Origin of the sequence: Micromonospora maritima (genome assembly GCF_902825405.1) — a bacterium.
Classification (GTDB): domain Bacteria; phylum Actinomycetota; class Actinomycetes; order Mycobacteriales; family Micromonosporaceae; genus Micromonospora; species Micromonospora maritima.
The window spans coordinates 1-11,203 of sequence record NZ_CADEAU010000154.1; the positions used below are offsets into that span (position 1 = coordinate 1).

Below are 11,203 nucleotides of genomic sequence, written 5' to 3' on the forward strand. Positions count from 1 at the left end.
CGCCACCCCGGCCGCGCCGGCCAGCGCCCGGGTGAGTTCCTGGGCCGAGGCGTCGCCCGGCCGGGTGGCCGGTGGCTCCGGCCCGACCAGCGGTTCGAGATCGGCCACCACGGCGTCCACGTCGCCGGAGAGCCGGCGCAGGGCGGCCTGCCGTTCGGCGACCGTGCGCTCCAGCTCGCCCCGCAGCCCGTCCAGCCCGGCCGGATCCACCGCCACGGTGGGCAGCAGTGGCACGCCGCCCAGCCCGTCGGCGTCGAGCAGCCGGCGCAGGTCGTCGAGGACCCGGGGCAGCTCGGTCGGGGGCAGTCGGTCGGCCTGGTTGAGCACCACGACGGTGACGTCCTTGTGCCTGTGGAACTCGCGCAGGTAGCTGGTGTGGATCACGCGGTCGGCGTACTTCTGCGGGTCGACCACCCAGACCACCAGGTCGACCAGGCCGAGCAGCCGGTCGACCTCCAGCCGGTGGGTGTGCTGGACCGAGTCGAAGTCGGGCAGGTCCAGCAGGACGAGCCCGTGCAGGGTCGACTCGTCGTCGCCGTCGAGCGGGCTCTCCCGGACGAACCGGTGACGGGGCAGCACCCCGACCCAGTCGAGCAGCCGGACCGCGCCGTCGAGCGGCCCCCAGACGCAGGCGTGGGTCACGCCGGTGGTCGGGCGGCGGACGCCGACCGGCGAGAGGTCCATCCGGGCCAGCGCGTTGAACAGGCTGGACTTGCCGCTGCCGGTCGCGCCGGCGAGGGCGACCACGGTGTGGCGCCCGGAGAGGGCGAGCCGGTCACCGGCCCGCTCGACCACGGTGTGGGCGGCGACGAGCTGGGCGTCCGGCACCTGGCCGTCGACCGCGCCGAGGAAGCGCTGGACCGCCTGCAGGCGCGCGATCAGGACGTCCGGGTCGACCCGCTGGTCGCCCCGGAACGCCTCGCGCATCCGTCCCACGATGTTGCTCATGCACGACCGTCCTGCTCGGTGGTGGGCAACGCGGGGCGGTCGGCGCGGGTCAGGCCGCTGCGGTGCCGGGCCCGCTCGACCTCCACGGCGGCCCGCCGCAGCGTCCCGCCGGCACCCGCGGCCGGGCGGGCCGCTTCGGTACGGGCGAGGAACCGGCCGGCCTCGTCGGCCAGCAACGCGCCGACCCGGTCGAGCAGGTCCACCCGGGCCGTGCGGGCCAGGTTGCGCACCGCCTGGTCGCCGAAGATGGCCTGGAGCACCGTCTGGCCCGCCACCGCCGTGCCGGTGCCGGCGGCCACCTCCAGCCCGGTCGGGATGAACGCGGTGGAGGCGAAGACGCCGATCATGACGGCCAGGCCGGTGGCGTTGACCGCGTACGCGGCCGTGCGGGCCACGAACCGCCGGTCCGCGCCCTCGACCCGGACCAGTTCGAGCACCCCGCGCTGCCAGTCGCGGACGAGTTGCTCGGCGCGGGCGGGCAGGTCGGCCGAGGCGTGCGCCAGGTCCGGCTCCAGCAGCGCCGCGCCGGCCGGGTGCGCCTTCCAACCCGTGTACGCGTTCTCGGCCGCCTCCGCGGCCACCCCGCGCAGCAGCGTGACCAGTTGGGACTCGATCGCCGTGCGCAGCTCGGCCGCCGGGGCGGGCCGCCCGGTGACCGCCGCGACGACCCGGTCGCGCAGCCGACCGATCCGCGCCTCCAGGCTGCGGAAGAACTCTCCGGTGCCGACGAACTCCTGCCAGCGGGCCAGCACCTCGCCGCGGAGCAGTCGGCCGTCCTTGAGTCCCTGGTCGACGGTCCGCTCGGCGCCCCGGTAGGCGGCCCGGACCCGCTCGTCCAGCGCGTCGGCTGCGGTGGCCTGCTCGTCGGCGGCCTCGGCCAGCGCCTCCACCACCGGGTGCAGGGCGGCCAGCGCGCCGTCGAGCGTCTGCCGGACCACCGCCGCGCGGGCGTCGGCGTCGGCGGCGAGTCGCGCGAACCAGCCGCTCAGCGGGGCGGTCATCCGGTCGGGCAGCAGCCCCTGCCCGTCCACCCACGTCTCCGGCAGCACGAACAGCGGCGCGGCGCCCAGGTCCTGCGAGGCGAGCATCTCCGACAGGTGCGCGGCGATCTCGTCGGCGGCCTCCGGCGGGACCCGGTCGAGCACCATGGCGACGGCGGTGCCCCGGGCCCGGGCGCTGCGCAGCAGCTCCCACGGGACGGCGTCGGCGTAGCGGGCGGCAGTGGTGACGAACAACCACAGGTCGGCCGCGGCCAGCAGTTGACCGGCCAGCGCCCGGTTGGCGTCGACCACCGAGTCGATGTCGGGCGCGTCCAGGAAGGCCAGGCCCGGCGGGAGCGCCGGGGCGGTGACCAGGTGCAGGGTGCCGGGCTGCTCGCTCGGCTCGGTGGTGCGGGTCAGGCCGGGCAGCAGGGTCGGACGGGTGAGCGGAGTCGGTTCGGTCACGCCACGAACAGTGACCGCATCCGCGCGCTGCGTCGATCGTTGTCCACAGGCGCGGTGCGCCGTGGCCAGCCTTGTCCACAGGACTCGGCCGGTTTTCCACAACTGGCCGGTAACCGTGTCGGATACGCGACGGGGGAGGGGAGGCCCGGCGGCCACCCCTCCCCCGCGCGACCCGGACGGGTCAGACCTTGGCCTTGCCCAGGATGCGGTTCACTGTTGTGCCGCACACCGGGCACTTGCCCTTGGCCATGTTCATGCCGGTCTTCGAGACCTCCACGTGCCCCTCGAAGTCCCGCTTCTCCTTGCACTTCACGCAGTAACCGTTGTAGGTCTGGGCCTGGTCGGCCACGGTAGCCTCCTCGTCTCGTCCACCGGTCTCCCGGCGGGTCTCCCGGCGGCGGGCCACGGGTGGCTCCGGCGCCGGGGGTTCTCGCGATCAGTCACCTGACCGCTGGTTGGCGGACCCTACCCAGGTCTGGGCGGTTCCATGTCAGCTGCACGCCGACTCTGTGAGCAAGTCGACGGCAAGAGTGTGCACGCCGGGTTACGTCGGATAAGTCAGTTTCGCGGGGACACGCCGGTTAAATACGCTCAGATCCCCTTCGGGTGGCACCCAGCGCCGACGACCCGTGGTAGATCACCTAACGTGGCGGACGGTCGTCAGGTGATGGTCAACTTCCGTCGCAAAGAATTTTTTCAGGACTCCTGACAATCAACCGCCATTTTCCGGGCGCGTGTCGTCGTGTTGACTCTTGCGGAGTCCTGGTCAGTACGCATTAGCTTTCCCTCGTGACAGTCAACCGAGGCTGCGCGGGTCGGTAATGGCCGGGACGCGGAAGCCCGTCGTCGAGGTGCGGCGCAGCCAGCGTCGGCGACGCACGGTGTCCGCGTACCGGGACGGGGAGCGCGTCGTCGTGCTCATCCCGGACCAGTTCTCCCGGGCCGAGGAGAGCGAGTGGGTCGACCGGATGCTGGCCCGCCTCGCCGCCCGCGAGGGCCGGCTGGCCCGCTCGGACGCCGAACTGCTCGCCCGCGCCGCCCGTCTGATCGGGCTCTACCTGCCGGAGCACGCATCGGTTGCCGCGCCGGCCAGCGTCCGGTGGGTGACCAACCAGAACGGCCGCTGGGGCTCCTGCACTCCCGCCGACCGCACCATCCGGATCTCCCACCGCATCCAGGACATGCCCGAATGGGTGATCGACTACGTGCTCCTGCACGAGTTGGCGCACCTGATCGTGCCGAGCCACAACGCCGAGTTCTGGGCGCTCGTCGCCCGCTATCCGCGCTCCGAGCGCGCCCGCGGCTACCTGGAGGGCGTGGCCGCCACCGCCGGCGTCCCCTGACGCCCCCCGCCGCCCGTGTCTCGCCGCCCCCGCCCGTGTCTCGCCTCTCGCGGTCTCGCCTCTCGCGGTCTCACCCTTCTCGGTCGATCATGAAGTTGGCGGCGTCATCGGTCCGATTTGTTGCAGCCAACCTCATGATCGACGTTGTCGGTCGAGTGCGCGTTCGGGGGCGCGTGCGAGAGGGTGCGTGGGCGGGCTTGATCCACTCCAGTTCGGCGAGGTGGCGGTGTCGCGGTGGGTGGGATGGGACCACCTCCCCGAGCTTGCGGTCGACCGCACGGATCTTGGAAGCTGCCGGCCCCTCCGAAGGCCTTTTCGTTCCAAGATCGGCCAGCGGGGGAGCTCGGTGTCTCGCCGAGGGAAGTGGGCGGGTGGGTCGGGAGGGCGGGTCGGTCGTACGGGCGGCTGGGCGCGGGGTGGGTGGAGGCGGACGCTAGGGTCGCCTGATGGCGCGACGTGTGGTGGTGGCGTTGCTCGGCCCGGTGAGCTGGTCGCCGCCGGGGATCGAGCCGGCACGGTGGCGGACCGCCCTGGCCGAGGACGTGGTGGACCTGTTGGCCACGCTCAACGAGGTGGAGACCGCGGTGGCGGTGACCCCGGAGGACCGCTGGCTCGCCGACGCCGTGGTCTGGCCCGGCACCCCGGTGTACGAGGTGGCCGAACCGACGCCGAACGCGGTGTTCGCGGCCCTCGCCGGCGACGACAGCCCGGCCTTCGACCAGGTGGCCGTGGTCGCCGCCGACGCCCCGGACGTGCCCGGGCTGACGCTGGGCAAGCTGCTGCGGCCGTTGTCCTCCCGGCCGGTGGCGGTGGCGCCGGTGGACGGGGGTGGACCGGGGCTGCTGGGGGTGGCGGCACGACTGCCCGTACCGGCGTGGTTGCCGGCGGTGCACCTCGACACGACCTCCCCGGCCGAGGTGCGGCGGGCGGCCCCGAGCCCGGGGGAGGTGGCGGTCGGTGCCGGCTGGCGCCGGCTGCGCGGACCCGCCGACCTGGCCACGCTCGACCCGGCCGTCGAGGGCTGGGAAGCCACCCGCGCCCTGCTGTCCGGCCGCCCCGCCTGACCCCTACCGCCTACCGCCGCGCACCCGGCCCCTCCAAGATCGACGAGGCGGGACGGGCCCGCACGGTGCAACCCGTGCGGGCCCGTCGCGCGTACCGGGGTCAGGACTTGTCGTCGTCCTGGCCCGGGGTCGGCTCCTCCGGCGCGCCCGGCGCGGTGAAGTCGAAGTTCGCCAGTTCCTCGTCCAGGTCGCTGCTGGTGGCGGCGAACGCCTCCGGGGCGGCGAAGTCGTCGTCCGAGGGGAGCAGGTCGGGGTGGCCCCAGATCGCGTCCCGGCCGGCGATGCCGCGGTGCTCGGTCAGCGCCGCCCAGAGCACCGTCGCCTCGCGCAGCCGGCGCGGCCGCAGTTCGAGGCCGACCAGGGCGGCGAACGTCTGCTCGGCGGGACCGCCGGCGGCACGGCGGCGGCGGAACGCCTCGCCGAGGCGTACCACGTTGGGCAGGCGGTCACCGGCGGCGCTGTCCACCACGTGGCACACCCAGCCCTCGACCAGGGCGAGCACGGTCTCCAGCCGGGCCAGCGACGCCTTCTGCGCCGGGGTGTCCTCCGGCGTGAAGATGCCCTCCAGCGCGATCGCCTGCATCGACTCCGGGTCGGTCGGGTCGACCCGGCCCATCGCCTCCTCGATCGCCTCCCGATTGACCCGGATGCCGGCGGCGTAGTTCTCCACCGCCGTGAGCACGTGCCCGCGCAGCCACGGCACGTGCTGGAACAGCCGCTGGTGGGCGGCCTCGCGCAGGGCCACGTAGAGGCGTACCTCGTCCTCGGGCAGCTCCAGGCCCTCGCCGTAGGCCTTGATGTTGGCCGGGATCAGCGCGGCGGTGCCGGCGGGACCCAGCGGCAGGCCGATGTCGCCGGCGGAGAGCACCTCGGCGGCGAGCGAGCCGAGCGCCTGGCCGAGCTGGCCGCCGAAGAGGGCGCCGCCCAGCGTGGCGACCATCGACTGCATCGGGCCGAGCTGTGCCCGCGCCTCCGGCGGCACCAGGTCGCCCATCGCGCCGACCATCCGGCTGGCCACCGGGTCGCAGAGCTTGCGCCACACGTCGAGCGTCTTGAAGATCCACTCGTTGCGGTTCCACGCCACCGACGTGCGGATGCCGGAGGGCCACGAGGTCGCCGGCTCCAGCCAGAGGTCGGCGATCCGCAGCGCCTCCTCCACCGCGTTGCGCTCGAACGGCGAGACCGCCGGGTCGCCGGCCGCGGCGAGCTGGCTCGCGGCCACCTGCCGGGCCAGGTCCCAGTTGACCGGACCGCTGCCCGGCGCGGACAGCAGGTGCTGCAACTGCGACATGAACTGCTGCATCTGCGCGGGATCGTTGGGGTCTGGTGGTTGACCACCCGGGAGCGCGAAACCGAACGGAATATCAGGCACGACGTCTACGGTACGCGGGCCGCGCCGCAGGTCGTGCTCGTCGGCGTTGCGCTGAGGGCGAAGTCCACCGGTCACCGCGCCGGACGGCGCGGGACGGATCGGTACGCTCTGGCGCATGAGACGTCGCGGCGTGACCGTCCTGCTCGGTGCCCTGCTCACCGCCCTGCTCAGCGTCGGCGTGCTGAGCGTGCCCCTGCCGTACGTGGTGCTCGGCCCCGGTCCGACGGTCAACACGCTCGGCAGTGAGAACGGCAAGGAGATCATCCAGGTCAGCGGCCGCGCGACGTCGACCTCCGCCGGCCAGCTTCGTCTCACCACGGTCGGCGTGCAGCCCACCGTGCGGCTCCGGTCGGCGCTGGCCGGCTGGTTCTCGTCCGACGAGGCGGTGGTGCCGCGCGAGCTGGTCTACCCGCCGGGCGAGTCGCAGGAGGAGGTCGAGAAGCGCAACGCGGAGGACTTCCAGAACTCGCAGACCAGCGCCGAGACGGCGGCCCTGCGGGAGCTGGGCTACCCGATCAAGGTGCTGGTCAAGGCGGTCACCCCGGGCGGGCCGTCGGTGGACGCGCTGCGCGCGGACGACGTGCTGACCTCGGTCGACGGCGCGCCGGTGACGAGCGCGGCCAAGCTCACCGAGCTGATCCGGGCCAAGCCGGCCGGCACCGCACTGAAGATCGGCTACACCCGGGGCGGCGCACCGGGCACGGCCACGGTGACCAGCCGTGAGCAGGACGGCCGTCCCCGCATCGGGGTGGAGATCGACCAGCAGCAGCCGCACCCGTTCACCCTCAAGATCGACCTTGGGGACATCGGCGGGCCGAGCGCCGGACTGATGTTCACCCTGGGCATCATCGACAAGCTGGAGCCGGCCGACCTGACCGGCGGCCGGGTCATCGCGGGCACCGGCACCATCGACGACGAGGGCCGGGTCGGCCCGATCGGCGGCATCGCCCAGAAGCTGGTCGGCGCCAAGGACGCCGGCGCGAAGGTCTTCCTGGTGCCCGCCGACAACTGTGCCGAGGCGGTCCGCAACCCGCAGCCCGACCTGCCGTTGCTGAAGGTGGCGACGTTGGACGACGCGCTCACCGCACTGGAGAAGCTGCGTGCCGGAGGTCAGCCGACCCGCTGCTGAACCCGGCCGCCGGCGGCCCCGCGCGATCGTGACGTGACCTTGACCCGACGTGTTCAGGAACACCCCGTACTCTGGGGTCCCTGGTCGGAGCCGATCACATCGAGCGTGCGGAGCCAACAGTGGTCATGCGTAGCAGTCCCCTGCCGAGGATGAGCCGGCGCGGACGCGTCACCATCGGGGTCCTGGTCGGGGTGTTCGTGCTGTTCACCCTCCTCGGTTGGGGGGTCAACGCCTGGACCGACTGGCTGTGGTTCGACGAGGTCCGCTACACCCAGGTCTTCACCGGCGTGCTCGCCACCCGGCTGCTGCTGTTCCTGGTGGTCGGTGTCGGCATGGCGCTGATCGTCGCCGGCAACCTCTGGCTGGCCTACCGGCTGCGGCCCCGGATGCGTCCGCACTCGGCCGAGCAGGCCACCCTGGAGCGCTACCGGATGCTGCTGAGCCCGCGGCTCGGCACCTGGATCGCGCTGGCCTCCGCCGTGGTCGGGCTCTTCGCCGGGCTCTCCGCGCAGAGCCGCTGGACCCAGTGGCTGCTGTTCCGCAACGGTGGCGACTTCGGCGTGAAGGACCCGGAGTTCGGCGTCGACGTCGGCTTCTACGTCTTCCAGCTCCCGTTCTGGCGCTACCTGCTCGGCGTCGGCTTCACCGCGGTGGTGCTGGCCCTGCTCGGCGCGCTGGCCGTGCACTACGTGTTCGGCGGGGTGCGGTTGCAGGGCGTCGGCGACCGGATGACGAACGCCGCCCGCGCCCACCTCAGCTCGCTGGTCGCCGTCTTCGTCCTGCTCAAGGCCGTCGCGTACGTGCTGGACAGACGCGCGATGCTGCTGGAGTACAACGAGGGCGCGAAGCTCTACGGCGCCGGGTACGCCGACGTGAACGCGTTGCTGCCGGCGAAGGAGATCCTCGCCTGGATCTCCGTCCTGGTGGCCGTCGCGATCATCGTGTTCTCCAACGCGGTGATGCGGAACCTGGTCTGGCCGGGCATCTCGCTGGCCCTGCTCGGTGTCTCCGCGGTGGCGATCGGCGGCATCTACCCGTGGGCGGTGCAGACGTTCGAGGTGAAGCCGAGCGCCCGCGACAAGGAGGCGCCGTACATCGAACGCAGCATCGAAGCCACCCGGTCCGCGTTCGGCCTCAACGCCACGAAGACGACGCCGTACGCGGCGAGCAACCTCGTGCCACCCGCCAGCCTGGCCACCGACACCTCGGTCGTCCCGAACGTCCGGCTGCTCGACCCGCAGCTGGTCTCCGAGACGTACACCCAGCTCCAGCAGGTCCGCGGCTTCTACGACTTCGGCTCGAAGCTGGACATCGACCGCTACGCGGTCAAGGACAAGACCTCCGACTACGTGGTCGGCGTCCGTGAGATCAACTACGGCGAGCTGACCGACCAGCAGAACAACTGGATCAACCGGCACACCGTCTACACCCACGGGTACGGCCTGGTGGCCGCGCCGGCGAACCAGGTGGTCTGCGGCGGTCAGCCGTACTTCGTCTCCGGCTTCCTCGGCGAGAAGGCGCAGGAGGCGTGTTCCTCGCCGACCGAGGAGATCCCGGCCCAGCAGCCGCGGATCTACTACGGCGAGCGGATGGAGGACGACGACTACGCGATCGTCGGGCAGACCGGTGACCGCAACGTCGAGTTCGACCGGCCCACCTCCACCGGCGGCGAGCAGTACTACACCTACACCGGCGAGGGCGGCGTCAAGATCGGCTCGTTTTCCCGGCGGCTGCTCTACGCGATCAAGGAGCAGGAGTCGAACTTCCTGCTCTCCGAGGCGGTCAACGAGAACTCGAAGCTGCTCTACGTGCGCAACCCGCGCGACCGGGTGGAGAAGGTCGCGCCGTTCCTCACCCTCGACGGCGACCCGTACCCGGCGGTGGTGAACGGCCGCGTCCTGTGGATCGTCGACGGCTACACCACGGCGGCGACCTACCCGTACGCCGAGCGGGTCAACCTGCAGGCGGAGACCACCGACGAGCTGACCGGCCGGGGCACGTTCCAGCTCGCCCGGGAGAACGTCAACTACATCCGCAACTCGGTGAAGGCGACGGTCGACGCGTACGACGGCACGGTCAAGCTCTACTCGTACGACGACACCGACCCGGTGCTGAAGGCGTGGAACAAGGCGTTCGGCGGTGACCTGGTGCTGCCCAAGGGCGACATCCCGGCGGAGCTGGCCGCGCACTTCCGCTACCCGGCCGACCTGTTCAAGGTGCAGCGCAACCTGCTCACCAAGTTCCACGTCACCGACCCCGGCGACTTCTACTCCGGCCAGGACTTCTGGCAGGTGCCGAACGTGCCGGACGCGCCGGACAGCGGGCAGAAGCAGCCGCCCTACTACCTGTTCACCCAGTTCCCCGGGCAGGAGGGGCCACGCTTCCAGCTGACCTCCGCGGTCACCCCGAACGGGCGGCAGAACCTCGCCGCGCTGGTCTCCGGCTCGTACGTGGACGGGCAGCCGCGCCTGGAGGTGCTGGAGCTGCCGGACCAGACCCGGATCTCCGGGCCCGCGCAGGTCCACCAGCAGATGACCAACAACGGCGACATCCGGCAGCAGCTCAACCTGCTCTCCTCCAACCAGGCCCAGGTGCAGTACGGGAACCTGCTGTCGCTGCCGTTCGCCGACGGGATGCTCTACGTCGAGCCGGTATACGTGAAGAGCAGCAGCCAGGACGCGTACCCGCTGTTGCAGAAGGTGCTGCTCTCCTACGGTGACGGCGGCTCGTACGTGGTGCTCGCCAACAACCTCGGCGACGGCATCAAGCAACTCGTCGAGCAGGGCAGACGCGCCCAGACGGGCACGCCGCCACCGTCGGGCGACAACGAGGGCACGCCGCCACCGCCGTCGACCGGGGGCACGAACACCCCGCCGCCGCTCACCGGTGAGCTGGCCCAGGCCGCCGGCCAGGTGCAGGCGGCGATCGCCGAGGTCAAGGCCGCGCAGACGTCCGGCGACTTCGAGCGGTACGGGCGGGCGCTCAAGGCGCTCGACGAGGCGATGGCCGCCTTCCAGCGGGCCCAGGCGGCGGCCAACGGGTCGGCCGGCCCGGCGCCCTCGGGCAGCGCCTCGCCGTCCGCGCCGGCCTCACCCTCACCCTCACCGAACGGCTGACGCCGAGCGACACCACGAGCCCGTGGTCCGGGACCCGCAGCGGTCACCGGATCACGGGCTCGTGTCGTGTACCGGACTTCCCGGCCGCAACCCGGCACCCCGCTCCGCCGTCAACAGAACAGGTGGACGTGAGGGGAGGCGGGAGGGCAGATGCGCGACGCGAACAGCTTCGACGACTTCTACCGCAGCACGTCGGGGCGGGCGCTCCGGTACGGCTACGCGGTGGCCGACGATCCCGCCGAGGCCCAGGACCTGGTGCAGGAGGCGTACGCCCGGGCCTGGCGGCAGTGGGCGAAGCTCGCCGGCCATCCCGCGCCGGAGGCGTGGCTGCGGCTGGTGATCAGCCGGCTCGCGACCGACCGGTTCCGGCGGCTGCGCGGTTGGCGGCTGGCGGTCAGCCGCACCGGCCCGCCCGACGACGTCGGACCACCGGGGGAGGACACCGTCCTGCTGGTGGCGGCGCTGCGGCGACTGCCGGCCCGGCACCGGCAGGCACTCGCCCTGCACTACCTGTTCGACCTGCCGGTGGAGGAGATCGCCCGGGAGGCGGGCGTCCCCGCCGGCACCGTGAAGTCCTGGCTGTCCCGTGGACGGGCCCGGCTGGCCGAGCTGCTGCCCGGTGTCGCCGCCGAGGAGTTGGAGGTCAACGATGTCGCGTGAACTGCACCGCTACTACCGCGCCCTGGCCGACGACACCGACGCGCGGGTGCTGCCGTCGCCGGACCGGCTGCGCCAGGGCGCCGACCGTCGGGCCCGGCACCGGGCCGCGCTCGCGTCGCTGGCGGT

Annotated in this window: 9 protein-coding genes; 5 read left to right on the forward strand and 4 right to left on the reverse strand. The window is 72.6% G+C overall.

The window, feature by feature from the left end; translation table 11 throughout:
* The 3 genes from HUW36_RS15860 to HUW36_RS15870 form a co-directional block, all read right to left on the reverse strand.
* A partial coding sequence (locus tag HUW36_RS15860; protein ID WP_174528883.1) for a GTPase family protein occupies window positions 1-948 on the reverse strand: 948 nt, incomplete at its 3' end.
* The gene (locus HUW36_RS15865) at window positions 945-2,393 is read right to left on the reverse strand and encodes an ABC transporter (protein WP_246248185.1); all 1,449 of its coding nucleotides are present in this window, start codon (window positions 2,391-2,393) and stop codon (window positions 945-947) included. The genes HUW36_RS15860 and HUW36_RS15865, both read right to left, overlap by 4 nt.
* A gap of 181 nt (window positions 2,394-2,574) precedes the next feature.
* Complete coding sequence (locus tag HUW36_RS15870; RefSeq protein WP_007464795.1) at window positions 2,575-2,742, reverse strand: DUF5679 domain-containing protein; 168 nt, start codon at window positions 2,740-2,742, stop codon at window positions 2,575-2,577.
* A gap of 472 nt (window positions 2,743-3,214) precedes the next feature.
* Between HUW36_RS15870 and HUW36_RS15875 the strand changes: the two genes are divergently transcribed.
* Both HUW36_RS15875 and HUW36_RS15880 read left to right on the forward strand, forming a co-directional pair.
* Window positions 3,215-3,736 carry a M48 metallopeptidase family protein gene (locus HUW36_RS15875; protein WP_174528884.1) on the forward strand — a complete coding sequence of 174 codons (522 nt, stop codon included), beginning with the start codon at window positions 3,215-3,217 and terminating at the stop codon, window positions 3,734-3,736.
* A 446-nt stretch (window positions 3,737-4,182) separates the two neighbouring features.
* The gene (locus HUW36_RS15880) at window positions 4,183-4,800 is read left to right on the forward strand and encodes a hypothetical protein (protein ID WP_174528885.1); all 618 of its coding nucleotides are present in this window, start codon (window positions 4,183-4,185) and stop codon (window positions 4,798-4,800) included.
* Between the two features lie 100 nt (window positions 4,801-4,900).
* Here the strand turns inward: HUW36_RS15880 and HUW36_RS15885 are convergent, their stop codons facing one another.
* A complete protein-coding gene (locus tag HUW36_RS15885; protein WP_174528886.1) occupies window positions 4,901-6,172 on the reverse strand; it encodes a zinc-dependent metalloprotease in 1,272 nt (423 codons plus the stop codon).
* A gap of 115 nt (window positions 6,173-6,287) precedes the next feature.
* Here HUW36_RS15885 and HUW36_RS15890 point away from each other — a divergent pair, with 115 nt between their 5' ends.
* The 3 genes from HUW36_RS15890 (at window position 6,288) to HUW36_RS15900 (ending at window position 11,077) form a co-directional block, all read left to right on the forward strand.
* Entirely contained in the window at window positions 6,288-7,301 is a 1,014-nt protein-coding gene (locus HUW36_RS15890) for a YlbL family protein (RefSeq protein ID WP_174528887.1), read from the forward strand.
* 125 nt (window positions 7,302-7,426) lie between these two features.
* Window positions 7,427-10,417, forward strand: coding sequence for a UPF0182 family membrane protein (locus HUW36_RS15895; protein ID WP_246248186.1), 2,991 nt, complete (start codon window positions 7,427-7,429; stop codon window positions 10,415-10,417).
* A gap of 150 nt (window positions 10,418-10,567) precedes the next feature.
* Complete coding sequence (locus HUW36_RS15900; RefSeq protein WP_174528889.1) at window positions 10,568-11,077, forward strand: SigE family RNA polymerase sigma factor; 510 nt, start codon at window positions 10,568-10,570, stop codon at window positions 11,075-11,077.
* Window positions 11,078-11,203 lie beyond the last annotated feature (126 nt).

What these genes read in the sequence shown, in the direction of transcription:
- HUW36_RS15875 (WP_174528884.1), top strand. Translation starts at nt 3,215, where the DNA reads ATGGCCGGGACGCGGAAGCCCGTCGTCGAGGTGCGGCGCAGCCAGCGT.
- HUW36_RS15880 (WP_174528885.1), top strand. Translation starts at nt 4,183, where the DNA reads ATGGCGCGACGTGTGGTGGTGGCGTTGCTCGGCCCGGTGAGCTGGTCG.
- HUW36_RS15890 (WP_174528887.1), top strand. Translation starts at nt 6,288, where the DNA reads ATGAGACGTCGCGGCGTGACCGTCCTGCTCGGTGCCCTGCTCACCGCC.
- HUW36_RS15895 (WP_246248186.1), top strand. Translation starts at nt 7,427, where the DNA reads ATGCGTAGCAGTCCCCTGCCGAGGATGAGCCGGCGCGGACGCGTCACC.
- HUW36_RS15900 (WP_174528889.1), top strand. Translation starts at nt 10,568, where the DNA reads ATGCGCGACGCGAACAGCTTCGACGACTTCTACCGCAGCACGTCGGGG.